The following is a 25,389-nucleotide window of genomic DNA, read 5'->3' on the forward strand; positions in this document are numbered from 1 at the left end:
AAAATCATCCGACCTGCCGAAGTTGCGGAAGATTCGCACGCCCGATTTTTTCGCGGGCGTAATCCAGCGTCACGGTGAACTCCCGGGCGCCCGTCGACGGCAGCTCGAACATCGTGTCCATCATGACCGCCTCGCAGATCGAACGCAGGCCGCGCGCCCCGAGCCGGAACTCCACGGCCTTGTCGACGATGTAGTCCAGCACGTCGTCGTCGAAGGTCAGCTTTACGCCGTCCAGCTCGAACAGACGCTGGTACTGCTTGATGATGGCGTTCTTCGGCTCGGTGAGGATGCGCCGCAGGGCGTCGCGGCCCAGCGGCTGCATGTAGGTCAGCACCGGCAGACGCCCCACCAGCTCGGGAATCAGCCCGAAGCTCTTGAGGTCCTGCGGCGAGACGTACTGCATGAGGTTGTTGCGGTCGATCGTGTCGGCATTGATCCGTCCGTAGCCCATCGCGCGGGTGTTGAGCCGCTGGGCGATCTTCTTCTCGATGCCGTCGAACGCGCCGCCGCAGATGAAGAGGATGTTGCGCGTGTTGACCTGGATGAACTTCTGCTCGGGGTGCTTGCGCCCGCCCTGGGGCGGCACGTTGACCACCGTGCCCTCGAGAATCTTCAGCAGCGCCTGCTGCACGCCCTCGCCCGAGACGTCGCGCGTGATCGAGGGGTTGTCGCCCTTGCGGGCGATCTTGTCGATCTCGTCGATGAAGACAATGCCCCGCTCGGCCTGCTCGACGTTGTAGTCGGCCACCTGCAGCAGCCGCGAGAGAATGCTCTCGACATCCTCGCCCACGTAGCCCGCCTCGGTGAGCACCGTGGCGTCGACGATCGTGAAGGGCACCTTCAGCAGGCGGGCGATCGTCCGCGCCATGAGCGTCTTGCCCGTGCCGGTGGGGCCCACCAGCACGATGTTCGACTTGTCGATCTCGACGTCGTTCTCCTGCGGGGCGTAGAGCAGCCGCTTGTAGTGGTTGTAGACCGCCACCGACAGGTAGCGCTTGGCGGCATCCTGCCCGATGACGTACTGGTCGAGGAACTCCTTGATCTGCGCCGGCTTGAGCAGCTCCTCCTTCTTCAGGGGCGCGGCCGACGGACGGCGCGGCGCCTCGGTCGCCAGCTCGTTGTCGACGAGGATGCGGTAGCCGTTCTCGATGCACTTGTTGCAGATGTTGGCGCCGTCCATGCCCTGGAACATGATCTCCACGTCGGCACGGGCGGCCCCGCAGAACGAGCAGCGGTCGCCGTGTGCGCCGCCGCCACCGCCGCGGCGGTTGTTCGGATTCTCCGTATGATTCGGGTTGTCTGTCTTCTTTGCCATTACTTCTCCCTTTTGGTCAGCACTTCGTCGATCAATCCGTACTCCCGGGCCTCGGCGGCCGAGAGCCAGTAGTCGCGGTCGGCATCCTTCTCGATCCGGCGGACCGGCACGCCCGAGTGCAGCGAGAGGATTTCATAGAGCTCGCGCTTGGTCTTCATGATCTCGCGCGCCGTGATCTCGATGTCGGAGGCCTGCCCCTGCGCACCGCCCAGCGGCTGGTGGATCATCACCCGCGAGTGGGGCAGCGCCGAACGCTTGCCCTTGGCGCCGGCCGTGAGCAGCACGGCGCCCATCGAGGCGGCGAGCCCCGTGCAGATGGTCGCCACGTCGGGGGCCACGAGCTGCATCGTGTCGTAGATGCCCAGTCCGGCCGAGACGGAGCCGCCCGGCGAGTTGATATAGATCTGGATGTCCTTCTCGGGATCGACCGACTCGAGGAAGAGCAGCTGCGCCTGGATGATGTTGGCGGCATCGTCGTAGATCGGCGCCCCGAGGAAGATGATGCGGTCCATCATCAGGCGCGAGAAGACGTCCATCGTGGCGACGTTCAGCTGCCGCTCCTCGATGATCGTCGGCGAGACATAGCCCGCGCTGACCGACTGGAAATCGTGCAGCTTGAGCGAGCTGATGCCGCAGTGTTTCCGCGCGTACTTTTCAAATTCTGACATATCCGGTAGTTTTTCTCAAAAAAAGGACTTTGCAAACATCACGCCTGCAAAGTCCAAAGATAGCTGTTTTTCGGCAATTATCGGAGCTCCTGGGCCAATTTGGCGAACTCGTCGGCCGAAACGGCCTTCTCCGTTACCTTGATCTTCGATTTCACGTCCTCGACGACCTTCGTTTCGTAGAGCTTCTCGTAAATCTTCTGACCCTGCTCCTTGTCGGCGAGGATCTTCCCGGCGTAGCCCGCGAGCATGTCGTCGGGAGCCGACGGCATGCCGTACTGTGCGAACTGCGCGGCAGCCAGCGCCTTGGCCTCGGCCTCGGCCTCCTCCTTGCTGACCGAGAGGTTGTCCTGCTTGATGAAGTGCTTCTGGATGTAGTTCCAGGTGAACATCTTCAGGAACTGTGCAAAGTCCTTCTCGATCTCCTCCATCGTGAACTTGCCCTCGTTGATCGTGTAGAGCCAGCGCTTGAGGAAAGCCTCGGGCATCTTCAGCCCGGCCTTTTCGATCAGGTAGTCGCGCAGCTGCAGCGTGAAGAGGTAGTCGCTCTCGCGGCGCAGCTCCGATGCGATCTGCGCGTCGATGTAGGCCTCGAACTCCTCGGCGGTCTTGACGTTGCCGCCCGGGAAGGCCATCTTGAAGAACTCCTCGTTGAGCTCCGGCTCGGCGAAGCGGCGGATGCGCGTGATCTCGAGCGTGAACTCCGGCTTGATGCCCTCCAGCTCGTTCTCCTTGACCTGGAGCACGGCGGCGCGCTGCGACGGGTTCTTGTAGAGCTCGTTGATGTTCACCTCGGTCTTGTAGCCGACCTTCTTGCCGAGGAAGGGCTTGCGCTCCTCCTCCGACATCGAGATCAGCCCCACGTAGGCGTCGGCAACGTTCATCTCGCCGTTGTCGAGCGTCACCGAAAGGGCCTCGTCCGAGGTCACCTCCTCAGCATCGACCAGACGGCCGAAGCGGCGCAGGAAGTTCGAACGGTAGTCGTCGTGCATCTTCTTGTCGACGGCGATGGCGTTGTAGGTCAGCTTGTCCTTCTCCGAGAGGTCGAGCTTGATCTCGGGAGCCTCGCCGATCTCGAAGATGAACTCGAACTCCCTGCCGTTCTCGAAATCGAAGGCGCCCTGCTCCTCCGAGGGAATCACGTCGCCCAGGTAGTCGATGTTCTCCTTCTGGAGGTACTCGAACACGGCGTTCGAGGCGGTGCGGTACGACTGCTCGGCCAGGACACCCTTGCCGTACATCTTCTTGATGATGCCCATCGGCACCATGCCGGGACGGAAGCCGGGGATATTGGCCTTGCGGCGGTACTCGCGCAGCGACTTCTCGACACTCTGGCCGTAGTCCTCCTCGCCGACCGTCACCTTCACGAGCGAAGTGTTCTCTTCGCGTTGTTCTCTTACGATCTTCATAATGAATGTGTTGTATTTGTTATTCTCGTTTTTCTCCGTCGGAATCGGGAGGCAAATGTACAAAATTATTCCGTCCGGCGCAAGATATTCTCATATATTATGGTCAAATTATGATTTGTGGATTGCTTTTCGTAACTTTGCATGATTATTCGCACACGATAACGATGAAAACCACGACGATCCTCCTCTGTGCGGCGCTGCTGCTGGGCGCCTGCGGGGGAAACGCGGCGCGCAGCCGCAAAAGCACCGCCGCAACCCGCGTGACGGTGCCGGCGGCGCCCCGCGAATACACCTACCGCGTGAAGGCGGTCCACCCCCATGCGACGGACGCCTACACGCAGGGGCTGCAATACGTCGACGGCACGCTCTGGGAGGGGACGGGCCAACACGGCGCCTCGCGCGTCACGAAGACCGACCTCGGGACGGGCCGCACGGAGCTCTTCGCGAGCCTGCCCCGCTCGGAGTTCGGCGAGGGCATCACGCTGCTCGACGGGCGGCTCTACTACCTGACGTGGCAGTCCAACACGGCGCACGTCTACGACGCCGCGACGGGCCGCCATCTGCGCGACTTCCGCTACCCGGGCGAGGGGTGGGGGCTCACGACCGACGGCGAGCGGCTCTACCTCTCCGACGGCACGGAGTCGATCCACGTGCTCGACCCCGAAACGTTCCGCCGCGAGCGCCGCATCACGGTGACCCTCGAGGGCGAACCCGTGCACTTCCTCAACGAGCTGGAGTGGATCGACGGCCGCATCTGGGCCAACGTCTACACGACGGACCAGATTGTCATCATCGACCCGGCGACGGGCGCGATTGAGGGGGTCGTCGACCTCACGGAGCTGCTGCCGGAGGAGGACCGCACGCGGCAGACGGACGTGCTGAACGGCATCGCCTGGGATGCGGCCGGCGGGCGCATCTTCGTCACGGGCAAGAACTGGCCCAAACTCTTCGAGATAGAAATTCTCCCGAAATAAATGCAAAACACGTTATACGACAATCTGGAGCGGCGCATCCTGCTGCTCGACGGCGGCTTCGGCACGATGGTGCAGGGCTACGGCCTGGGCGAGGCGGAGTACCGCGGCGAGCGGTTCCGCGACTGGAGCGTGCCGCTCAAGGGCTGCAACGACCTGCTGGCGCTCACGCGCCCGGAGGTCGTGCGCGAAATCCACGACAAGTACCTGCAGGCCGGCGCCGACATCATCGAGACCGACTCGTTCAACGCCAATGCCGTCTCGCTGCGCGACTACGGGCTTGAGGCATACGCCGAGGAGATGGCACGCGCCGCGGCTGCGGTGGCCCGTGCGGCGGCCGATGCCGCAACGGCGCGCAACCCGCAGAAGCCGCGCTTCGTCGCCGGGTCGATGGGCCCGACGAACCGCACGGCCTCGATGTCGGCCGACGTGGCGAACCCCGCGTCGCGCGAAATCACCTTCCGCGAGCTGGTCGACGCCTACACGGCACAGGCACGGGGGCTCCTCGACGGCGGGGTCGACATCCTGCTCGTCGAGACGGTCTTCGACACGCTCAACGCCAAGGCGGCGCTCTACGCCATCGACCTCCTGGCCGAGAAGCTCGGCCGCGAAATCCCCGTCATGGTCTCCGGCACGCTGGCCGACGCCAGCGGCCGCAACCTCTCGGGACAGACCGTCGAGGCCTTCTGCATCTCGGTATCCCATGCACGGCTGCTCTCCGTGGGGCTCAACTGCGCCTACGGGGCGCGGCAGCTGCTGCCCTACCTCGAGCGGCTCGCGGCCGTGGCCCCGACACGCATCTCGGCCCACCCCAACGCCGGACTGCCGAACGTCCTGGGCGGCTACGACGAGACGCCCGCGATGTTCGCCGAGGATGTGGGCGAATACATGCGCCGCGGGCTGGTGAACATCGTCGGCGGCTGCTGCGGCACCACCCCGGCCCACATCTTCGAGCTGTCGAAGATCGTCGGCCGCTACACTCCGCGCCCGCTGCCGGAGCCCCGCCACGAAACCGTATTGAGCGGCCTCGAACCGCTGCGCATCGTCCCCGAGGCGAACTTCATCAACGTCGGCGAGCGCACGAACGTCGCCGGCTCGGCCCGCTTCGCGCGGCTCATCCGCGAGGGCAACTACGAGGAGGCGCTCACCGTCGCCCGGGCACAGGTCGACGCCGGGGCGCAGGTCATCGACGTCTGCATGGACGACGGGCTGATCGACGGCCCCGCGGCCATGCGCACGTTCCTCAACCTGACGGCCTCCGAGCCGGAGATCGCCCGCGTGCCGACGATGATCGACTCGTCGCGCTGGGAGACGCTCGTCGCGGGGCTGGAGGTGACGCAGGGCAAGGCCGTCGTCAACTCCATCTCACTCAAGGAGGGCGAGGAGGAGTTCCTGCGCCGGGCGCGCGAAATCCGCCGCTACGGCGCCGCCGCGGTGGTGATGCTCTTCGACGAGCGGGGGCAGGCCGACACCTTTGAACGCAAGATCGAGGTGGCCGAACGGGCCTACCGCCTGCTGACCGGCGCCGGCTTCCCGGCCGAGGACATCATTTTCGACCCCAACATCCTGGCCGTCGCCACGGGTATCGCCGAGCACGACGGCTACGCCAAGGCCTTCATCGACGCGACGCGCTGGATCAGGGAGCACCTGCCCCACGCCAAGGTCTCGGGCGGCGTCTCGAACCTCTCGTTCGCCTTCCGCGGCAACAACACCGTGCGCGAGGCGATGCACTCGGCCTTCCTCTACCACGCAATCCGCGCCGGCATGGACATGGGCATCGTCAATCCGCAGATGCTCAAGGTCTACGACCAGATCGAACCCGCGTTGCTCGAACGCGTCGAGGACGTGATCCTCTGCCGCCGCGCCGATGCGGCCGAGCGGCTGGCCGAATACGCCCAGCGGGTGCGGCAGACGGCCGACACCGCGCCGCAGGCCGCGGACGCCTGGCGCGCGGGGACGCTCGCCGAGCGCATCGACCACGCCATGCTCAAGGGCGTGGCGGAGCACATCGAGGAGGATGCGCTGGAGGGCTACCGCACGCTGGGCAGCCCGATGGCGGTAATCGACACGCTGCTCATGCCCGCCATGGAGCGCGTGGGCAAGCTCTTCAGCGAGGGCAAGATGTTCCTGCCGCAGGTCGTCAAGACGGCGCGCGTGATGAAGCGTGCCGTGGCGGCCCTCACCCCCTACATCGAGCAGGGCGCCGCCACGGCGTCGCACAACGCCGGGCGGGTGCTCATCGCCACGGTCAAGGGCGACGTCCACGACATCGGCAAGAACATCGTCTCGGTGGTGATGGCCTGCAACGGATACGAGATCCGCGACCTGGGCGTCATGGTCGAGGCGCAGCGCATCGTCGACGAAGCCGCCGCCTGGGGCGCGCAGTGCATCTGCCTGAGCGGTCTCATCACGCCATCGCTCGACGAGATGGCGCACGTCTGCGAGGAGCTCGAGCGCCGCGGCCTGCGCATCCCGGTCATCGTCGGCGGCGCAACGACCTCGGCGCTGCACACCGCCCTGAAGATCGCCCCGGTCTACGGCGGCACGGTCGTCCACTCGGCCAACGCCAGCCAAAACAGCCAGCTGCTGGCCCGCCTGCTGGGGCCCGACCATGAACGATTCGCCGCCGAGGTGCGCGAGGAGCAGGAGCAGCTGCGCCGCGAGTACCGCGCGCGGCAGCAGGCACGCGAGCTCATCCCGATCGTCGAGGTGCGCCGGCAGCGCCGCGCGGCCCACGCCCCGGCGCACATCCCCGTCGTGCCGCTGCACACGGGGCGCATGGTCTTCCCGGACTTCGACATCGCCGACGCCGAGCGCTTCATCGACTGGACCTTCTTCTTCCCGGCCTGGGGGCTCAAGGGCCACTACCCCGAGCTGCTCGACGACCCCACGAAGGGCGAGGAGGCCCGCAAGGTGCTCGCCGACGCACAGGCGCTGCTCAAGCGCATCCGCGACGAGCGGCTGCTGACGCTGCAGGGCGTCGTCGGCATCTTCCCCGCCCGCAGCGAGGGCGACGACATCGTCGTCACCGACACCAGGGGGCGCGACGTGCGGCTGGCAATGCTCCGCAACCAGACGCGCGGCGAGGAGAACCGCTCGCTGGCGGACTTCATCGCCCCCGAGGGCGACTACATCGGCTGCTTCGCCCTGACGGCCGGCATCGGCCTCAAGGCACTCACCGAACGCTTCCGCAGCGAGGGCGACGACTACAGCGCCATCCTCGCCAAGCTGCTCGCGGACCGGCTCACCGAGGCCTTCGCCGAAGCCGTGCACGCCTTCGTGCGGCGCCAGATGTGGGGCTACGAACGCGACGGCGAACTCTCGCCCGAGGAGGTGATCCGCGGCAACTACCGCGGACGGCGGATGGCCTTCGGCTACCCCGCCTCGCCGGACCACTCGCTCAAGCGCGAGGTCTTCGACCTGCTGGCCGCGGAGATCACCACCGGCATGCGCATGACCGAGAACTACATGATCGACCCGGGCGAGGCGCTCTGCGGCCTGCTGTTCGCCGACGCGGAGTACTTCTCCGTGGGGCGGATCGACACCAAGCAGCTGCTCGACTACGCCCGGCGCCGCGGCATGGAGCCCGACGAGGTGCGCAGGATCATACCCAACAACGCATGAACGTAACAAGCATCATACACGAAGCCCTCGCGCAGCACCGCACGCGCTTCGCCTTCGAGCTGCTGCCGCCCCTGAAGGGGGACGGCACAAGCGGGGTCTTCGGGGCCATTGACCCGCTCATGGAGTTCGACCCGGCCTACATCAACGTCACCTTCCACCGCGAAGGGATCAAGCAGACGCAGCGGCCCGACGGCAGCGTCGAGTGGCATGTCGTGCGGCGGCGTCCCGGCACGGTGGGCATCTCGGCGGCCATCCGCAAGCGCTACGACGTGGAGGTCGTGCCGCACCTGATCTGCGGCGGCCTGTCGAAATACGACATCGAGGACGCACTGATCGACATGGACTTCCTCGGGCTGCACAACGTGCTGGCGCTGCGCGGCGACAAGTCGCAGAACGAGCGCTTCTTCATGCCCCACCCGCAGGGCCACGCCCACGCCGCGGACCTCGTGCGGCAGATCGCCGCGATGAACCGCGGCGAGTTTGTCGACGGCGAGGTCGAGGTGTGCCACCACTCGAAATTCTCGATCGGCGTGGCGGGCTATCCCGAGACGCACGAGGAGGCCGCATCGCCCGAGGCCGACATCCTCCACCTGAAGGAGAAGGTCGACGCCGGGGCCGAGTACATCGTCACGCAGCTCTTCTACGACAACGCGCGCTTCTTCGACTTCGTCGCGCGGTGCCGCGCCGCGGGCATCCGCGTGCCGATCATCCCCGGCATCAAGCCCCTGGCGACGGTGCGCCACCTCAAGCTGCTGCCCGAGACCTTCGGCTGCCGCATCCCCGAGGAGCTCGAGCGCGAGGTCCTGGCGCATGCCGGCGACAAGGCCGCCGTGCGCCGCATCGGCACCGAGTGGGCCATCGCGCAGAGCCGCGAGCTGATCGCCGCAGGCGTGCCCGTGCTCCACTACTACCCCATGGGCAAGGCCGAAAACATCATCGAAATCGCAAGAACCGTCTTCTGACAATGAACGCCATCGAATTCCGCCGCCACCTGCATGCCCACCCCGAACTCTCGTTCCGGGAGCATGAGACCGCGGCGTTCATCTCCGCCCGGCTCTCGGAGCTGGGCATCGAAAACCGACCCGTCGCCTCAACCGGCGTCCTGGCCCGCATCGAGGGCCGCGCCGCGGCGGACCGCCGGACCGTGGTGCTGCGCGCCGACATCGACGCCCTGCCCGTCGACGAGCAGACCGGCCTTGCGTGGAGCTCGTGCAACGCGGGCGTCATGCACGCCTGCGGCCACGACATCCACGCCGCCGTGCTCTACGGCGTGCTGCAGCGTCTGGCCGCAGCGCCCGACTTCCGCGGCACGATTTTCGGACTTTTCCAGCCGGGCGAGGAGTGCAACCCCGGCGGCGCGTCGCTCGTGCTCGCCGAGAAGCCCTTTGCCGACTGCGGCATCCGCGCCGTCATCGGCGAACACGTCGAGCCGCAGCTCGAAGTCGGCACCCTCGGCTTCCGCACCGGCAAGTACATGGCTGCCAGCGACGAACTGCGCCTGCACGTGCACGGCAAAGGGGGCCACGGCGCCCTGCGCCGCCAGCTCAAGGACCCCGTCGCCGCAGCGGCCGAGTGCACGACGCGCCTGCTGGCCCTCAACGGCGAGGAGTGCGTCCTCTCGATCGGCCGCATGGAGGCCGCAGGCGCCACGAACGTCATACCCGACGAGGCCTACCTCGAAGGGACGCTGCGCACCTTCGACGAGCGCGAGCGCGAGATCATCCACCGCCGCATCGCCAACATCGCCGCCGACATCGACGCGCGCCACGGCACCCGCACCGACGTGGACATCAACCACGGCTACCCGTGCGTGGTGAACGACGAGATTCTCGTCAAGCGCGCCGTGGCGCTGGCCAAGACGCTGGGACTCGGCGTGGAGATGCTCCCCCTGCGCACGACGGCCGAGGATTTCGGGTTCTACTGCAAGCAATATCCGTCGCTCTTCTACCGGCTGGGCGTAGGGGCCGCGGCGGGCCGCCCCCACACGGGGAGCTTCTCGCCCGACGAGGGGGCCATCGGCACAGGCATCGACTTTATGGAGCGTCTCGCACGACAAATACTGGAACAATGAAAAGACAACAAGACAAGCGCACCGCCCGCGGTGCGAAGAAAAACGACCGCGCAGGGATCATCCTCCACCTCTTCCGCGAGTTCCCGAACAACAAATTCTCGCTCAAGCAGCTGGCATCGGCATCGGGCGGCGCCTCGAAGGAGGGGCGGCGCGAAACGCTCGAAATCCTCGGCCGCCTCTTCGAGGAGGGAATCGTCGAGGAGTGCGCCCGCGAGAAGTACCGCCTCACGCACAAGCACCTGCCCCACTACGAAGGCATCGCCGACATGACGGCCGGGGGTTCGGTCTACGTGCGGGTCGAGGGGCTCGACAACGACATCTTCGTCAACCAGCGCAACACGTCCAACGCCCTGGACGGCGACCGCGTGGAGGTCGTGGCCATACACCGCGGCCGCAACGGGCAGTTCGAGGGCGAGATCACGCGCGTCGTGGAGCGCAACCGCAAGCCTTACGTCGGCATCGCCGAGGTCGGCGCCCACCAGATATTCGTCAAGGCCGACTCGCGCCGCATGCCGATGGACATCTACCTCCCGAAGCGCGACTGTCCCGACGTGCGCGACGGCGAGAAGGTCGTCGTGCGCATCGTCGACTGGCAGCCGGGCAGCAAGAGCCCCGTGGGCGAACTGGTCGAGCGGCTCGGCATGGCGGGCAACAACGACACGGAGATGCACGCCATCTTGGCCGAATACGAACTGCCCTACCGCTTCGAGCCGGAGGTCGAGGCGGCCGCCGAGGCCATCGACGCCCGCATCACGCAGAAGGAGATCGACTCGCGCCGCGACTTCCGCAACGTCACGACCTTCACCGTGGACCCGGCCGACGCCAAGGACTTCGACGACGCCCTCTCGGTGCGCAAGATAAGCGACGGCGTCTGGGAGGTGGGCGTGCACATCGCCGACGTCACGCACTACGTGCGTCCCCACTCGACGATCGACGACGAGGCCGTCGAGCGCGGCACGTCGGTCTACCTGGTGGACCGCACCGTCCCGATGCTGCCCGAACGCCTCTCGAACGAGCTCTGCTCGCTGCGCCCGAACGAGACGAGCCTCTGCTTCTCGGCGGTCTTCACGCTCAACGAGAACCTCAACCTGCTCGACGAGTGGTTCGGCCGCACGGTCATCCACTCCGACCGCCGCTTCACCTACGCCGAGGCGCAGGAGGTGATCGAGACCGGCCGCGGCGACTATGCCGAGGAGATTCTGACGCTCAACCGCCTGGCGCAGGCGCTGCGCCGCCAGCGTTTCAGGAACGGCGCCATCTCGTTCGAACGCGAGGAGGTGAAGTTCCGCCTCGACGAGAGCGGCAAGCCGCTGGGCGTCTACTTCAAGGAGCAGAAGGAGTCGAACCAGATGATCGAGGAGTTCATGCTGCTGGCCAACCGGCGCGTCGCGGAGTTCTGCGGACACCGCACCTCGGAGAAGGGACGCAAGGTGCCCCGCACGATGGTCTACCGCGTACACGACACGCCGAGCGAGGAGAAACTCGACCGCTTCCGGCAGTTCATCCTCCGCTTCGGCCACGTCTTCAAGGCCTCGAAGGGGCGCGCCGTGGCCCGCGAGATGAACAAGCTCTTCAAGCAGATCAAGGGCTCGACCGAGGAGAACGCCGTGACGACGATGGCCGTGCGCTCGATGGCCAAGGCCTACTATACGACCGACAACATCGGCCACTACGGACTGGCCTTCGACAGCTACACGCACTTCACGTCGCCCATCCGCCGCTACCCCGACATGATGGTCCACCGCCTGCTGGCCCGCTACCTCGAGGGCGGCAAGTCGGCCGACAAGGAGACGCTCGAGGCGCTCTGCGAGCAGGCCTCCGAGCGCGAGATCGTCGCCGCAGAGGCCGAGCGCGCCTCGATCAAGTACAAGATGGTCGAGTTCATGAAGGAGCGCATCGGGCAGGAGTTCGAGGGCCATATCTCGGGACTGACCGAGTGGGGCGTCTACGTCGAGCTGGACGAGACCCACATCGAGGGCATGTCGTTCCTGCGCGACATCGAGGGCGACTTCTTCCAGTTCGACGAGGAGCAGTACGAGATCGTGGGCCGCTCGACGGGCCGCCGCATGACGCTCGGCGACGCCGTGCGCGTGCGTGTCAAGCGTGCCGACCTGCAGAAGCGCCAGCTCGACTTCGAGCTGCTGCTGCCCGAGGGGGCCGCACGCCGCACGGTCCCGGCCGCCGGGAAGGGCGGTACGGGCCGCAAGAGCCCCGAAGTGCGGCAGTCGTCACGCCGCCGCGGACACTGATAATCCCGGCCGTGCGGGGAGAGGCCCGATCGAACGGAGCATCGGATCAGGGGGGGGGCGGTGCATCGGATCGGGGAACACCGCCGCTGCAAACTACGGTTCCGCAAGCTACCACCCCGCAAACCGCTGCCCGGCAAGCTGCCGCCGCCGCAAACTGCCACCCCGGCAAACCGCTACAGGCAGACCGCTACCCCGCAAACTGCCGTCCGCAAAACGCGGCCAATGCAAACCGCTACCGGCAAACCGCAAAAAGGTCCTGCAGCCGAATGGCAGCAGGACCTTTTTGTATCCGCCCCGATCGGAAAGAGGCCGTTCCGAACCGCGCCGCGGCACTCCCCCACCGCACCCCACACGACACTGGACAACACACGGACCCGAACAGACACATGGCACCGGACAGCACGAAAAAAGGGAACCCCCGCAGCGGAGGATTCCCTTTTTTGCGTCGGGTGAGACTCTTTAGAAGAGGTTTACACCGTCGAGCGTAGCGATAAGGAACGTGGCAGCGACCGACAGAATGGCGTAAAGCTCCGGGAAAGCGGCCAGAATCAGCGTCTTACCCATCACGTCGTGGCCGTTGCCGATGGCAGCGATACCGTTGGCGCAAATCTTGGCCTGGAAGATCGACGAGGCCAGGTTGACGATGCCGACCAGCAGACCGGCACCCAGGATGGCCGCACCCTGCGTCATCGTGGGGTTCGTCAGACCGCTCTGTACGAGGAAGAAGCAGACGAAGCCGTAGAGACCCTGCGAACCCGGAAGGGCCGAGAGGATCATGTAGCTACCGAATGCGCCGCTGTTCTTCTTCATGGCACCTACCGAAGCCATGCCGGCGATTGCGGTTCCGACGGACGAGGCGATGCCCGCGAGGCCCACCATCAACGCTACGCCGACGTAAGCCATTACCAATGCAGTTGTTGTTTCCATAGTGTTTGAAAAGGTTTTTGATTGTTATTTATTCGTTTGTCTGATTCATTTTGCGGATGGGGTCGAACGACCGCGTGGCCATCTCGAAGCCGGCGTTCTTGAAGAACTCCACGAAGGTGAGTCGCATCGGGTGGACGAACGACGAGATGGTCGACATGAAGAGGTTGATGCCGTGGCCGATGAGCAGGATCGGGATCATCACCAGCAGCCGCACGACGATGTTTGCACCCTCGGGTACAAAGCCCTCGGCCAGCGTGTTGAAGACCAGTGCCAGCACACCGCCCGAGAGTCCGATGGCGAACAGACGGATGTACGACAGCACGTCGCTCAACAGACCCGTGATGTTGTTGTAGAGGTCCCACAGTCCGGCACCGATGTTGACGAGCGGATTGCGCTTGACGTTGTTGAGCAGCAGCAACAGCACGAAGCCGATGCCCAGCGCCACGTAGAAGGCCACCGACCCGGCCGTGAAGCCCGGGATGGTGATCGAGGCCATCGGAAGCGCCACGCCCAGCACGCAGGTCATCAGAATGACGAACCAGCCGATCTGGCCGAAGGCCTGCGTGATGCCGAAGCAGCGCGTCGTGGTCCAGATGTTGAGCGCCATGCCGAAGAGAATCTGCACGAGACCGATCACGAGCGAGACGGTGAAGAACTTGCCCTGGAAGTCAAAGAACGGAATCGAGGGGAAGTACTCCGCGAGGCTCAATCCGAAGAACGAGCCGCAGATGCCGCCGAAGACGACCGTCGAGATGGCGCAGAGCGTGGCGAACCATGCCGCGCGGCGCATCATGCCCGGCTCGCGGAACTTGTGCAGCATCACCAGACCCGCGGCGAGCAGTACGAGGCCGTAGCCCGCATCGTTCAGGCAGATGCCGAAGAAGAGCATGTAGAACGGCGCGAAGAATGGCGTCAGGTCCAGCGTGCCGTACTTCGGGCGTGCATAGAGGTCGCCGATCATCTCGAAGATCCGCGCGAAGCGGTTGTTCTTCAGCTTGACGGGCGTATCGTCCTCGGGCGTCGGATCGCTCTTGAGGTAGATCACGTTGGGATACTCCTCGAGCAGCGCATCCACGCGTGCCGAGGTCTCCGTCTCGGCCCAGCCTTCGAGCACGAGCAGCACACCGTCGGCAGCCCGTTCGGCCGACCCCTCGACACGCACGCCCTGCAGGCGTTCGCGCAGCGACGCTCCGTAAGCGGCGAGGAGCTCCTCCGAAGCTGCAACGCGCGAGAACTCGGCGTCGAGCGCCGCAAGTTTCGACTTGGCCTCCTTGATGCGGCGCTCCGCCTCGCGGATATCCATCGTCGGAGCCTTCATCTCCTGCGCGTCGAACGACACCTCCTCGCCGGGCGCCGTCACGACGACGAACCACACGGTCGAGTCGGCCCGGTTGATGACCTCGAGCGTATACTGCGCGCCCCATTCGGCGGCGTTCTTGTCAAAGATGTTCGCCTGCGTGAAGAAGTAGCGCACGACGATACCCTCGCCCGCAAGCGCCTGCAGCCGCTCCGCGTCGAACGCACCCCACGGGCGCAACTCGTCGGCAGCCTTCTCGAGGCGTCCGATCTCGGCACCGAGCGCCGCAGCCTCACGCTGCGCCGCCGCATAGTGTTCGTAGGCCTCGGCACCCGAAGCGAACGGCTCGGCCTGCCCGTCGCAACGTGCAGCGTCGGCGCGGAACGTCTTGAGGAACTCCGCGGCCTTCGCCGTGCCCTCGATGTCGAGCAACAGCTGACGGTCCTCGTCCGAGGGTTCCCAGCCCGTGGTCGTGATGTCCACGAGGCCCAGCTCACGCAGCCGGTCGATAAAATCGCCGCTCTGTGCCGCATAGAGCACAAAGTCGTATTTGGACATTCTCGCTATCATGCCATCGCGCCCTCCCCGGCGTTCTGCTGCTTGTTTTTCACGATCTTCTGCGAGGACTTCGAGAGGTTCTCCTCATCCTCCATGAAGCGCTTGATCTTGCGTATGGCGTCCTCGTACCCGGGTATCTGCACCTTTTCGTACAAGTTCACCTTCTGAGTGGTCTTGCGGCGCGCGCGGTCCAACAGCTCCATCTTGCGGTTGTAGACCTCGTACTCGAGGCCCAGCCGCGCCAGCCGCTTGAGGATGTCCACCCCGTCGGCGTACCAGACGGGCGAGGAGAAGAGGTCGTAGGGTTTCTCCTCGAAATTGACCTCCTGCAGCACGGGCGTGCGCACTCCGGCGATCTTCTGCGTCGCAAGATCGACGCCCGCGATGCGCAGGAGCCCGCTGTCGAACTCGCCCCACAGCGACACCATGTAGTCGTACTCGGCCTTCAGGGCATCGAGACGACGGCGGTAGTCCTGGGCCGAGTCCTTCGCCTTCTTCACCTCGGAACGCAGGGCCGACTCCTTGCTCTTGATCGTAGGGAGTGCCTTTTGCCGCATTTTCAGCTGCTTGCCCAACTCGCCCAGCGAGGTCTTGTTGTATTGGAACTTGATTGCCATCGGTTAGGCCTCCTTCCAGTACTTCTTGATAAGCTCCTCCTTGATGGCGACCTCCTCCTTGGAGAAGTACTTGGAGAAGAGCGTCCACGCCGTGTCGAGCATCTGCGTGATGTCGATGTTCACGTCGATCGAAAGCAGCTTCTCCGAATAGTCGTGTGCGAAACGGATCGTGCGCTCGTCGTAGTCCGAGAGGTCGAAACCGTTTTCGAGTTTCGTCTTGGCATTGGCCGCGTCGGCGTACAGACGCACGCAGGCGTTCATCACCTGCGGGTGGTCCTCACGCGTTTTCTTGCCGATGACCAGCTGCTTGAGTCGCGACAGCGAACGGAACGGGTCGACGATCACGCGGCCCGTGTCGGAGTCGTTGCGCAGGTAGAGCTGGCCCTCGGTGATGTAACCCGTGTTGTCGGGCACGGCGTGCGTGATGTCGCCGCCCGAGAGCGTCGTCACGGCGATGATCGTGATCGATCCGCCGTTGGGCAGCTGCACGGCCTTCTCGTAGATCTTCGCCAGGTCCGAATAGAGCGAACCGGGCATCGAGTCCTTCGAGGGAATCTGGTCCATACGGTTCGAGACGATGGCCAGGGCATCGGCATAGAGCGTCATGTCCGTCAGCAGCACCAGCACCTTCTCGCCCTTGTCGACGGCGAAGTACTCGGCGGCCGTCAGCGCCATGTCGGGAACGAGCAGACGCTCCACGGGCGGGTTCTCCGTCGTGTTGACGAACGAGACGATGCGGTCGAGCGCTCCGGCGTTCTCGAAGACCGACTTGAAGTAGAGGAAGTCGTCGTTGGTCAGACCCATGCCGCCGAGGATGATCTTGTCGGCCTTGGCGCGCAGCGCCACATTGGCCATCACGGCGTTGTAGGGCTGGTCCGGGTCGGCGAAGAAGGGAATCTTCTGGCCCGTCACAATCGTGTTGTTCAGGTCGATGCCGGCGATACCCGTGGCGATGAGCTCCGACGGCTGGATACGCTTGAAGGGGTTGACCGTCGGGCCGCCGATCTCGCGCTCCTCGCCCTCGACGATCTCACCGCCCTCGAGCGGCTCGCCGTAGGCGTTGAAGAAGCGGCCTGCGAGGTTGTCCGAGACGCGCAGCTTCGGCGGCTCGCCGTGGAAGATCACCTCCGAGGCCGTCGAAAGGCCCTCCGTGCCGGCGAAGACCTGCAGCGTGACGTTCTCGCCCATGATTTTCACCACCTGCGCCAGCTTGCCGCCCACGGTGGCCAGTTCGTCGTTGCCGACGCCCTGTGCACGCAGCGTCACGGTCGCCTTGGTGATGTTGTCGATCTTGGTATATATCTTCTGAAATGCTCGTGTTGTCATGGCTTATTTCGTTTTTTCACCCACATATTGTTCGATCTGCTTCAGGTAGCCGTGGAACTTCTCCGACTGCCACTCCGAATAGTTCATCTGTCGGAAGAGGTTGATCAGGCCCTTGAAGAACTGCGAGCACTCCTCGAAATCGGAGAATCCGAAATCCTTGCGGCAGACGTCGAGCACCATCTTGTACATCATCTTCTGACGCTCGATCGGGCAGTTGGCGTCGATGTCGTCGAAGGCGTCCTGCTGCAGGATCACAAAGTCGATGAGCTCCGACTTCCAGAACCGCTCGTGGTACTCGACGGGCACGCCGTCGTCACCGAGGATGTTGATCTGGTCGTTGGCCTCCTTGCCGCGCTGCACAATCGTCTTGCCGGCATAGACCGCATCGACCCAGTCCTTTTCGATGTGCTCGTCGAGGAAGGCGCGGATCTCGGGATACTCCAGGTACTTCGAGTAAGATTCCAGCGGGTCGATGGCCGGGTAGCGCTTCGAGTCGGCACGTCCCTGCGAAAGGGCGTAGAAGCAGCGTGCGGCCTTCTTCGTCGACTCCGTGACGGGCTCCTTGAGGTTACCGCCCGCGGGCGACACCGTGCCGAGGAAGGTCACCGAACCTGTCTCTCCGTTGTAGAGCTTCACCAGACCGGCGCGCGAGTAGAAGTTCGAGATGATGGCCGAGAGGTCCATCGGGAAGGCGTCCTGACCGGGCAGCTCCTCCAGACGGTTCGACATCTCGCGCAGCGCCTGCGCCCAGCGCGACGTCGAGTCGGCCATGACGAGCACCTTCAGACCCATCGAACGGTAGTACTCGCCGATGGTCATACCCGTATAGACCGACGCCTCACGCGCCGCAACGGGCATGTTCGACGTGTTGCAGATGATGATCGTGCGCTCCATGAGCGTGTGGCCCGTGTTGGGGTCTATGAGTTCGGGGAACTCCTTGAAAATCTCGACCACCTCGTTGGCGCGCTCGCCGCAGGCCACCATGATGATGACGTCGGCGTCGGCCTGCTTCGAGATGGCATGCTGGAGCACCGTCTTGCCGGCGCCGAACGGCCCCGGGATGAAGCCCGTACCGCCCTCGGCCATCGGGTTGAAGGTGTCGATGGCGCGCACGCCCGTCTCCATGACGCGCGAGGGGCGCGGCTTCTCCGTATAGCAGCGGATAGCCTGCTTGACGGGCCACTTCTGCACCATCGTGATCTCGTGGTCGACGCCCTCGGCATCGGTCACCACGGCCATCGTGTCGGTCACCTTGTACTTGCCGGCCGCAGCCACGCTCTTGACCGTATACGAACCCGTCATCGTGAAGGGGACCATGATCTTGTGGGTGATCCACTTCTCCTGCACCTCGCCCAGCCACGATGCGGCCGACACGCGGTCACCCGCCTTGGCCAGCGGCTTGAACTCCCACTCGGCCGCAAAGTCGATCGGCTCGGTCACCGAACCGCGCGCGATGAAGAGTCCGTCCATCTTCTCGAGGTCGTTCTGCAGACCGTCGTAGTTGCGCGACAGCAGACCCGGCGCCAGCGTCACCTCGAGCATGTGACCCTCGAACTCGACGCGGTCGCCGATCTTCAGACCGCGGGTGCTGTCAAAAACCTGGACATAGGCGTTGTCGCCCATGACCTTGATGACCTCGGCCATCATTCTGGTATCCCCCGCATACACGTAGCAGATCTCGTTCTGGCCCACGGCTCCGTCGGCCTTGACGATGACGATGTTCGAGATGATACCGTTTACACGTCCTGTTGTTTTCATCGTATGTGTTTGTTGTTTTATTCCTGTTCAATGAACTTGCGGCCGTCGAGCCCGGCGACGAGCCGGTCGAACATCTCCCGGCCGCGGGCGGCGTCGAGCCGCGTCCAGCGGGCCACGATATTGATCCGCACCAGGTAGGAGAGGATCGCGGCGATGTCGAAATAGTCGAACGTCGCCAGCTCCTGGGCCTCGTTCCAGCGGATCAGGTCGATCTTGTGCTCCTTCTCGACGAGGTTCGCCTCGTCGTTCACCGCGGCGATCACCGCATCGACACAGGGCAGTTCGCCCCGCAGGCCGAAATCGGCGGCCGAACTGCGCTGCAGCTGCTCGACGACATCGCCCCCGCCGACGGTCACCTCCTCGACCGGCCGGCCGGCGGCACGCGCCGTGACGGCGGCCGCGACGTTGCGCAGCGTGCGGTCGAAGGCCGACCACTCGCGCAGGAAACGGCATCCTTCCCGCTCGCAGGCGGCGTAGTAGGCGCCGAAGAGCGCCTTCTCGAAGCGTTGCGCCGTGCCGATCTCCGCGGCCTCCTCGCCTTCGGGATCAGCATAGGCGCGCAGGACCTCCCGCACGGCGGCGGGCAGGCGGTGCGGCGAGCGGAGCTCCTCGGCCAGTTCGTCGGGCGTGAGGTTGCCCAGCCCTTCGCGGGCCGTGCGTCCGGCACGCAGCGCTGCGAGGTTCTCGCAGTCGTAATAGGTGTAGAGCAGCCGCACCTGACGGGCGTCGGCCCGGCTCACGCCCTCGAGAATCTCGGAGACGATGGCCCGGGCGTCGAACCCTTTGGCATCGGCCTCGAGCGTATACTCCCGAAGCCCGGCCACCAGGCTGTAATAGTTGCTACCGAACATGTCCGTTACGCCTTAAAGAGCATTTCGGAAACCTTCTCGCGCAGGTATTCGCCCAGCAGCGCCTCGATGTCGGCATCGGCGAACGAGATGTAGTAACCGCCGTCCTTGGCACCCACGCGGAATCCGCTCTTCACATCCTTCGAGTAACCCACCTCGATGCCTGCGGCGAGCAGTTCGCCGGCGCACTTCGCGAAGGCAGCATCGAGCTTCTTGCGCTCGGTCTCGGGCAGCAGGACCTTGAGCTCGACCTTGCCCGAATCGGCACCGTTCCAGTTGCGGGCCACGGCCACGAGCATCTCCTTGATGAAGGCGGGGTCCACGACGGCATCCTTGACGCCCTGCGCCGTTGCCTTGGCAACGACCAGCGAGGCGATCTCCGTCTTGATTCGGGCCACGGCCTGCTTGCCGGCCAGCGCGATTTCGGTCATGGTGTTCTTCTCGACATCCTCGGCCTTCACCTGTGCCTTGCGGACGATCTCGTCGGCCTCGGCGCGGGCTCCGGCAAGAATCTTCTCCGCCTCGGTGCGGGCCTCCGCCACCAGACGGTCGGCCTCGGCGCGGCCTTTCTCCAGCCCCTCGTCGTAGAGCTTCTGGGTCAACTGTTGAAGTTTGTTTTCCATAGCGTTATGATGGTTTTAATTATTGTTTCGCTTTTGGGCACACAAATATATAAAAGATTCTCCAAGAATCGGGAAAGAGACTGACAAATTATTCCCTTTTGGCGAATTTCGCGCGCAAATGAAGCCTGCGGACATGAAACGGACGGCCCGAAGCCGTCCGTTTCCCCCAAAAAACCGTGTCTAACCCCGGAGAGATGCTCTCCGGGATGTCGTCGATGTGATCTTCTCACATGCACACGCGCAAATATATAAAAAATTGGCCGCACGATGCACCAACACAGTAAATTTTTTTACTATTGTTACATTTCGGACTACGCTTCCCGCCAAAGAGGACAAAAAGGCCCCGGTTTCGCCCCTGCAGAGCCGTCATCCGCCCATTTGCGGGCCATCGGGGGCTGCGGAGCGGGAAGATGCGCAAGTAAACTATTTTATTATATATATCATTCAAAATAATTTTATTAAATTTGCGAAACCGAAACATTAAACATTTTAACCAACCTCTATCCCGACATGAAGATGTTGAAACTTCTCGCCGCGTGCCTGCTGCTCGGCACTGCGGGCTGCCGCACCGACGACGCGGCTGCACGTGGGCCGGCATGGTCTCGACCTACTACGCCCCGCGCTGGGAGCTCTTCATCGAACGCGTCACCGAAGCGGCCCGTGCCGGACGCCCCTTCGACCAAAAGGCCTTCGACCGCGAAATCCGCGACTTCGAGTGCCGCTGGGCCGACGCCTCCCATCCGCTGGCGCTGCCCGAGACGGGCGACGCCCTGGCAACGGCGCGTGAGCTGGCCGTCAAGTACCGGCCGCTCATCGAGGCGCTGCCCTGACGCGGCACACCTTAAATATATAAGGCAACCCCCCCGGCGCTCCGTCTGGAGCACCGGGGGGGGGATTGCCTGTCGGGCGGCCGCACGCAGAGCCTGGACCGCCGGGTCAAAGCAGCCCGAGCGACTTGCTGCGCGCCAGCAGGCAGGCGCCCATCACGCCAGCCCGCTCGCCGAGGGCCGAGAGCTTGATCTGCGTATCCTTGTTGACGAGCATGAGCGAATATTTGTTCACGGCGTTGCGCACCGGAAGCATCAGGTACTCCTTCGCCACGGAGAGCGTGCCGCCGATGACGATCATCTCGGGGTTGAACATGTTGATGAGCCCCGCGATGGCCTTGCCCAGCGTGTGCCCCACCGCATCGAGCACCTCGATGGCCAGTACGTCCTCCTTGAGCAGGGCGTCGAGGATGTCGTTGAGCGTGATCTCCTCCCCCTTCTTGAACTTCGCCGAGAGCATCGACACGCGGCCCTGGCGGAGCTTCTCGAGGAAGATGCGGTGCATGGCCGAGCCCGATGCGCCCGTCTCGAGGCAGCCGCGCTTGCCGCAGCGGCAGATGATCTCGTTGTCGAGCAGCGGGAAGTGGCCGAACTCGCCCGAGAAGCCCGACTTGCCGTAGAAGATCTTGCCGTCGATGATCATGCCCAGACCCAGGCCCCAGCTGGCATTGATGTAGAGCATCGTCTGCTCGTTGTGGGCGTCGCCGTACATGTACTCGCCGTAGGTCGCCGCGCGCGTGTCGTTCTCGATGTAGACCGTCGTGCCGAGCCGCTCCTCGAGCAGCATCGTGAGCGGCTGCTCCTCGACGAAAAAGTAGCTGTAGCTGTACCCCGTCTGCGAGTTCACCCGCCCCGAGATGTTCACCCCGATGGCCAGCACCTTTTCGCGGGCGATCTTGTGCGAGCCGACGAAATTGAGGATCGCCTCGCACAGGGCGTCCAGCGAGCGGGGATCGTTGTCCATGCAGAATGTCACGGTCGTCTCGTCGATGAGCTGCCCCTTGAAGTTGATCGCCGCCATCACGGCCGAATCCTTGCGGATATCCACGCCGATGAAGTAGCCGGCATAGGGGTTCAACCCGTAGATATTGGGGCGCCGGCCGCCCGCCGTGCCCTGCTCGCCGAAATTGTGTACGAAACCTTCGTCGATCAGTTCGCCGATCAGTTTGGTCACCGTCGGCACACTCAGATTCACGGCCTTGCTCAGATCCGTGATGCTCGAATCGCCGCACAGGATATACTGACAGATGATCTGCTGCTTGAGAATCGCATTCTTGTTGCCCTCCGTGGCCAGTTTGAGAAACGAATTGGTCATGATCGAATTTTTATCAAAGCATATATGATACGTAAAGTTAAAAATAAATCGTGATCCTCGCAAAAAAACAAATAAAATAAGACAATATCGACCCAATAATGAAAATTCTTTTTTTGAAACACCTTTTCCGGACGATCCTTTATGATGGCAATCGCCCCTCCTACCCCATAAAATGAGCCTGTTTTTCGCCAAAAGGACAACATTTTTGCTTCAAAACGTCATCTAAATAAATTTTATTATTATGAATCTTTGTCATAATAATTTTTATTACTACATTTGCTTATCAAAAGTATTCTATTTTATACAAACAGGAGTTAAATCAAATAATATTACACCATGCAGATCAAGGGAACCTTTCTGGACGAGATCAGCCACGACATTCCACACCGGAACTGGGGTAAAAAGGAGTGGGACGCCGACTTCGGATACATGCGCCGGGCCGGCATCGAGCACGTCATCCTCATCCGGTGCGGCTACCGGCCCGACATCGTCGTCATCAAGCCCGGGTCCAACGACTTCAGCACGGCCATCCTGCCGGGCGTCACCAACTGGGACAGCGACATGGGCGCAAACTACCACCCCAACCACCACGGGCACCGCAAGCTGGCCATGTCGGTGATTCCCTACATCGCGACGATCACCGGATGGGAATTACCCGACAAGACAGTGGAATAATCTCGGGGATTTTGCGTATCTTTGCGTGATCCAAATTCACGCAACCTGCTTACAGAACCCGAAATGAACAACACGAAAACCGAACCGGCCGTGCGCCGCTCGCCGCTGACATGGGTCCCGACCGTCTACTTCGCCATGGGACTGCCGTTCATCATCGTCAACATGGTCTCGACGCTGATGTTCCGCGGCCTGGGCATCGACGACGCGCGCATCGCCCTGTGGACCTCGCTCATCATCCTCCCGTGGTCGCTCAAACCCATCTGGAGCCCCCTGATGGAGATGTTCCGCACCAAGAAATTCTGGGTCGTCACGACGCAGCTCGTCTCCGGACTGGCGCTGGCCATGGTGGCGCTGTCGCTCTCGCTGCCCAACTTCTTCCCCTACGCCATCGCGCTGATGGCCGTCGTCGCCTTCAGCGGCTCGACGCACGACATCGCCACCGACGGCGTCTACATCACCGAGCTGACCAAGACGCAGCAGGCCCAGTTCATCGGCTGGCAGGGCGCCTTCTACAACATCGCCAAGGTCTTCGCCATGGGCGGCCTGGTCTACGTGGCCGGCGTGCTGAAGGAGCGCGTGGGCGTCGTCGAGGCCTGGATGATCGTCATGGCGCTGTGCGGCGCGCTGCTCTTCCTGCTGGGGCTCTACCACATCCGCATGCTCCCCTCGGGCGGCGCCGCCACGACCCACGCCGGAAGCGTCGGCGAGGCCATGCGCGAGACGGCCGAGGTCTTCCGCAGCTTCTTCGTCAAGAAGCACATCTGGATCTACATCGCCTTCATCGTCTTCTACCGCTTCGCCGAGGGCCTCGTCATCAAGATCGTGCCGCTGTTCCTCAACGCCCCGGTCGCCGACCAGGGCCTGGGGCTCACCGAGCAGCAGATCGGCCTCTACTACGGCACGTTCGGCGTCATCGCCTTCGTCGTGGGCTCGATCCTCGGCGGCTACTTCATCGCCTGGATCAAGCTGCGCCGCGCGCTGCTGCCGCTGATCTTCATCTTCAACATCCCGTTCGTCGTCTACGCCCTGCTGGCGTGGTTCCAACCCGCATCGAGCGTGCTGATCTGCGGCGGCATCGTCTTCGAATACTTCAGCTACGGATTCGGATTCGTCGGTCTGACGCTCTTCATCATGCAGCAGGTGGCGCCCGGACGCCACAAGATGGCCCATTACGCCTTCGGATCGTCGCTGGCCAACCTCAGCGTGATGCTTCCGGGCATGGCGAGCGGCTGGCTGTGCGAGCGCGTCGGCGGCTACCACTACTTCTTCCTCTGGTCGCTGCTGGCCACGCTGCCGATCTTCCTGATCGCCTCGCGCATTCCCTTCTCCTATCCCGACACGGAGGAACCCGCCGCAGACGAGAAGGCCGTCGACAAGGAACTCCTGAACGAATAAACACCCCAACCATGAACACCTCACTGAAAGGAAAACTCTGCACGCTGGCCGCTGCGCTCTGCATCGCGGCGACAGCCGCCGCACAGGCCCCGGCCGACTGGGCCAACTTCGCCCGCTTCGGGCAGGAGAACGCCACACAGACGACCGCACCGCGGGCCGTGCTGATGGGCAACTCGATCACCGAAGGGTGGATCGGCAAACACCCCGACTTCTTCGCCCGCAACGGCTACGTGAGCCGCGCCATCAGCGGCCAGACCACCTCGCAGATGCTCGTGCGCTTCCGCGCCGACGTCATCGAACTGCACCCGAAGATCGTGGTGATCTGCGGCGGCACGAACGACCTGGCCCAAAACACGGGCTACATCTCGCCGGAGCACATTCTGGACAACATCCAGTCGATGGTCGACCTGGCGCGCGCCAACGGCATCCGGCCGATCCTCTGCTCGATCCACCCCACGGGCGACTACCCGTGGCGCCCGGGGATCGAACCGGCACAGAAGATCATCCGACTCAACGCCGCAATCCGCGCCTACGCCGAGCAGGAGGGCATCCCCTATGTCGATTACCACACCCCGATGGCAGCCAAGGACGGCTCGATGATCGCCGCCTACACCTACGACGGCGTGCACCCGAACGAGGCGGGCTACGAGGTCATGGAACGGATACTGCCGCCCGTGGTCGACCGGCTCGAGGCGGAGATTGACCGCGCCGCAGCCCGGACAGAATAACAGGAGAAACGACCCGGCAGGCGTGTACGCCGATTATACCAAACGAAATGAAAGGTAATGATGCCAAAATTGGTTGGAGATATAAAATGTAACCGACCTAATATTTGGCAGTTAGGAGGATAAAACAGAGATTAGTAGAAACCGGTTTCTACTAATCTCTGTTTTTATGTCAAAAAAACGAAAAAAACGAT

20 protein-coding genes are annotated in these 25,389 nt (G+C 63.6%); 9 read left to right on the forward strand and 11 right to left on the reverse strand.

The window, feature by feature from the left end; translation table 11 throughout:
- Positions 1-4 precede the first annotated feature (4 nt).
- The 3 genes from clpX to Q1Y33_RS07945 all read right to left on the reverse strand — a co-directional run bounded on the left by clpX (position 5) and on the right by Q1Y33_RS07945 (position 3,389).
- The gene (gene clpX, locus Q1Y33_RS07935; RefSeq protein WP_300799205.1) at positions 5-1,315 is read right to left on the reverse strand and encodes an ATP-dependent Clp protease ATP-binding subunit ClpX; all 1,311 of its coding nucleotides are present in this window, start codon (positions 1,313-1,315) and stop codon (positions 5-7) included.
- A complete protein-coding gene (gene clpP / locus Q1Y33_RS07940; protein ID WP_300799206.1) occupies positions 1,315-1,983 on the reverse strand; it encodes an ATP-dependent Clp endopeptidase proteolytic subunit ClpP in 669 nt (222 codons plus the stop codon). The genes clpX and clpP overlap by 1 nt, the downstream gene beginning before the upstream one ends.
- A 77-nt stretch (positions 1,984-2,060) precedes the next feature.
- Entirely contained in the window at positions 2,061-3,389 is a 1,329-nt protein-coding gene (locus Q1Y33_RS07945; RefSeq protein ID WP_300799207.1) for a trigger factor, read from the reverse strand.
- Positions 3,390-3,553: 164 nt separating this feature from the next.
- On the opposite strand from Q1Y33_RS07945, the gene Q1Y33_RS07950 reads away from it, so the two are divergent.
- The 5 genes from Q1Y33_RS07950 to rnr are packed head-to-tail and all read left to right on the forward strand — an operon-like array spanning position 3,554 to position 12,304.
- Entirely contained in the window at positions 3,554-4,363 is an 810-nt protein-coding gene (locus Q1Y33_RS07950; RefSeq protein ID WP_300799208.1) for a glutaminyl-peptide cyclotransferase, read from the forward strand.
- Positions 4,364-7,984: a methionine synthase gene (metH, locus tag Q1Y33_RS07955; protein ID WP_300799209.1), complete on the forward strand. Its 3,621-nt coding sequence runs from the start codon at positions 4,364-4,366 to the stop codon at positions 7,982-7,984. It abuts the gene before it with no gap.
- On the forward strand, positions 7,981-8,946 hold the full coding sequence (locus Q1Y33_RS07960) for a methylenetetrahydrofolate reductase (RefSeq protein WP_300799210.1): 966 nt from the start codon (positions 7,981-7,983) through the stop codon (positions 8,944-8,946). Before metH ends, Q1Y33_RS07960 begins: the two co-directional genes overlap by 4 nt.
- A gap of 2 nt (positions 8,947-8,948) precedes the next feature.
- Positions 8,949-10,055: a M20 family metallopeptidase gene (locus Q1Y33_RS07965; RefSeq protein ID WP_300799211.1), complete on the forward strand. Its 1,107-nt coding sequence runs from the start codon at positions 8,949-8,951 to the stop codon at positions 10,053-10,055.
- Positions 10,052-12,304, forward strand: a complete 2,253-nt coding sequence (gene rnr / locus Q1Y33_RS07970) for a ribonuclease R (RefSeq protein WP_300799212.1) — start codon at positions 10,052-10,054, stop codon at positions 12,302-12,304. Before Q1Y33_RS07965 ends, rnr begins: the two co-directional genes overlap by 4 nt.
- 459 nt (positions 12,305-12,763) lie before the next feature.
- Here the strand turns inward: rnr and Q1Y33_RS07975 are convergent, their stop codons facing one another.
- The 7 genes from Q1Y33_RS07975 to Q1Y33_RS08005 are packed head-to-tail and all read right to left on the reverse strand — an operon-like array spanning position 12,764 to position 20,258.
- Complete coding sequence (locus tag Q1Y33_RS07975; protein WP_300799224.1) at positions 12,764-13,207, reverse strand: ATPase; 444 nt, start codon at positions 13,205-13,207, stop codon at positions 12,764-12,766.
- Between the two features lie 52 nt (positions 13,208-13,259).
- On the reverse strand, positions 13,260-15,086 hold the full coding sequence (locus Q1Y33_RS07980) for a V-type ATPase 116kDa subunit family protein (RefSeq protein WP_300799213.1): 1,827 nt from the start codon (positions 15,084-15,086) through the stop codon (positions 13,260-13,262).
- 8 nt (positions 15,087-15,094) lie between these two features.
- Positions 15,095-15,703 (reverse strand): V-type ATP synthase subunit D, encoded by a 609-nt coding sequence (locus Q1Y33_RS07985; RefSeq protein ID WP_300799214.1) that lies wholly within the window; start codon positions 15,701-15,703, stop codon positions 15,095-15,097.
- 3 nt (positions 15,704-15,706) lie between these two features.
- Positions 15,707-17,029, reverse strand: a complete 1,323-nt coding sequence (locus Q1Y33_RS07990) for a V-type ATP synthase subunit B (protein ID WP_295906324.1) — start codon at positions 17,027-17,029, stop codon at positions 15,707-15,709.
- A 3-nt stretch (positions 17,030-17,032) separates the two neighbouring features.
- Positions 17,033-18,787: a V-type ATP synthase subunit A gene (locus Q1Y33_RS07995; RefSeq protein ID WP_300799215.1), complete on the reverse strand. Its 1,755-nt coding sequence runs from the start codon at positions 18,785-18,787 to the stop codon at positions 17,033-17,035.
- A gap of 17 nt (positions 18,788-18,804) precedes the next feature.
- On the reverse strand, positions 18,805-19,638 hold the full coding sequence (locus tag Q1Y33_RS08000) for a DUF2764 family protein (RefSeq protein WP_300799216.1): 834 nt from the start codon (positions 19,636-19,638) through the stop codon (positions 18,805-18,807).
- A gap of 5 nt (positions 19,639-19,643) precedes the next feature.
- Complete coding sequence (locus Q1Y33_RS08005; RefSeq protein WP_300799217.1) at positions 19,644-20,258, reverse strand: hypothetical protein; 615 nt, start codon at positions 20,256-20,258, stop codon at positions 19,644-19,646.
- Between the two features lie 536 nt (positions 20,259-20,794).
- Here Q1Y33_RS08005 and Q1Y33_RS08010 point away from each other — a divergent pair.
- On the forward strand, positions 20,795-21,088 hold the full coding sequence (locus tag Q1Y33_RS08010; protein WP_300799218.1) for an alpha-N-acetylglucosaminidase C-terminal domain-containing protein: 294 nt from the start codon (positions 20,795-20,797) through the stop codon (positions 21,086-21,088).
- Between the two features lie 106 nt (positions 21,089-21,194).
- On the opposite strand, the gene Q1Y33_RS08015 is transcribed toward Q1Y33_RS08010, so the two are convergent.
- The gene (locus Q1Y33_RS08015) at positions 21,195-22,400 is read right to left on the reverse strand and encodes an ROK family transcriptional regulator (protein WP_300799219.1); all 1,206 of its coding nucleotides are present in this window, start codon (positions 22,398-22,400) and stop codon (positions 21,195-21,197) included.
- A 336-nt stretch (positions 22,401-22,736) separates the two neighbouring features.
- Here Q1Y33_RS08015 and Q1Y33_RS09680 point away from each other — a divergent pair, with 336 nt between their 5' ends.
- The 3 genes from Q1Y33_RS09680 to Q1Y33_RS08030 all read left to right on the forward strand — a co-directional run bounded on the left by Q1Y33_RS09680 (position 22,737) and on the right by Q1Y33_RS08030 (position 25,198).
- The gene (locus Q1Y33_RS09680; protein WP_363322806.1) at positions 22,737-23,075 is read left to right on the forward strand and encodes a DUF4434 domain-containing protein; all 339 of its coding nucleotides are present in this window, start codon (positions 22,737-22,739) and stop codon (positions 23,073-23,075) included.
- Positions 23,076-23,138: 63 nt separating this feature from the next.
- Positions 23,139-24,470 (forward strand): MFS transporter, encoded by a 1,332-nt coding sequence (locus Q1Y33_RS08025; protein ID WP_300799220.1) that lies wholly within the window; start codon positions 23,139-23,141, stop codon positions 24,468-24,470.
- An 11-nt stretch (positions 24,471-24,481) separates the two neighbouring features.
- Complete coding sequence (locus tag Q1Y33_RS08030; protein ID WP_300799221.1) at positions 24,482-25,198, forward strand: SGNH/GDSL hydrolase family protein; 717 nt, start codon at positions 24,482-24,484, stop codon at positions 25,196-25,198.
- Positions 25,199-25,389 lie beyond the last annotated feature (191 nt).

Origin of the sequence: uncultured Alistipes sp., from assembly GCF_949296715.1 — a bacterium.
Classification (GTDB): Bacteria; Bacteroidota; Bacteroidia; order Bacteroidales; family Rikenellaceae; genus Alistipes.

Excerpts from the sequence above, each read along its gene's own strand:
- Q1Y33_RS08015 (WP_300799219.1), bottom strand. The coding sequence starts at position 22,400 with ATGACCAATTCGTTTCTCAAACTGGCCACGGAGGGCAACAAGAATGCG.
- Q1Y33_RS08025 (WP_300799220.1), top strand. The coding sequence starts at position 23,139 with ATGAACAACACGAAAACCGAACCGGCCGTGCGCCGCTCGCCGCTGACA.
- clpP (WP_300799206.1), bottom strand. The coding sequence starts at position 1,983 with ATGTCAGAATTTGAAAAGTACGCGCGGAAACACTGCGGCATCAGCTCG.
- Q1Y33_RS07950 (WP_300799208.1), top strand. The coding sequence starts at position 3,554 with ATGAAAACCACGACGATCCTCCTCTGTGCGGCGCTGCTGCTGGGCGCC.
- rnr (WP_300799212.1), top strand. The coding sequence starts at position 10,052 with ATGAAAAGACAACAAGACAAGCGCACCGCCCGCGGTGCGAAGAAAAAC.
- Q1Y33_RS07990 (WP_295906324.1), bottom strand. The coding sequence starts at position 17,029 with ATGACAACACGAGCATTTCAGAAGATATATACCAAGATCGACAACATC.
- metH (WP_300799209.1), top strand. The coding sequence starts at position 4,364 with ATGCAAAACACGTTATACGACAATCTGGAGCGGCGCATCCTGCTGCTC.
- Q1Y33_RS09680 (WP_363322806.1), top strand. The coding sequence starts at position 22,737 with ATGCAGATCAAGGGAACCTTTCTGGACGAGATCAGCCACGACATTCCA.
- Q1Y33_RS07960 (WP_300799210.1), top strand. The coding sequence starts at position 7,981 with ATGAACGTAACAAGCATCATACACGAAGCCCTCGCGCAGCACCGCACG.
- clpX (WP_300799205.1), bottom strand. The coding sequence starts at position 1,315 with ATGGCAAAGAAGACAGACAACCCGAATCATACGGAGAATCCGAACAAC.
- Q1Y33_RS07945 (WP_300799207.1), bottom strand. The coding sequence starts at position 3,389 with ATGAAGATCGTAAGAGAACAACGCGAAGAGAACACTTCGCTCGTGAAG.
- Q1Y33_RS07980 (WP_300799213.1), bottom strand. The coding sequence starts at position 15,086 with ATGTCCAAATACGACTTTGTGCTCTATGCGGCACAGAGCGGCGATTTT.
- Q1Y33_RS07965 (WP_300799211.1), top strand. The coding sequence starts at position 8,949 with ATGAACGCCATCGAATTCCGCCGCCACCTGCATGCCCACCCCGAACTC.
- Q1Y33_RS08000 (WP_300799216.1), bottom strand. The coding sequence starts at position 19,638 with ATGTTCGGTAGCAACTATTACAGCCTGGTGGCCGGGCTTCGGGAGTAT.
- Q1Y33_RS08005 (WP_300799217.1), bottom strand. The coding sequence starts at position 20,258 with ATGGAAAACAAACTTCAACAGTTGACCCAGAAGCTCTACGACGAGGGG.
- Q1Y33_RS07975 (WP_300799224.1), bottom strand. The coding sequence starts at position 13,207 with ATGGCTTACGTCGGCGTAGCGTTGATGGTGGGCCTCGCGGGCATCGCC.
- Q1Y33_RS07995 (WP_300799215.1), bottom strand. The coding sequence starts at position 18,787 with ATGAAAACAACAGGACGTGTAAACGGTATCATCTCGAACATCGTCATC.
- Q1Y33_RS08030 (WP_300799221.1), top strand. The coding sequence starts at position 24,482 with ATGAACACCTCACTGAAAGGAAAACTCTGCACGCTGGCCGCTGCGCTC.
- Q1Y33_RS07985 (WP_300799214.1), bottom strand. The coding sequence starts at position 15,703 with ATGGCAATCAAGTTCCAATACAACAAGACCTCGCTGGGCGAGTTGGGC.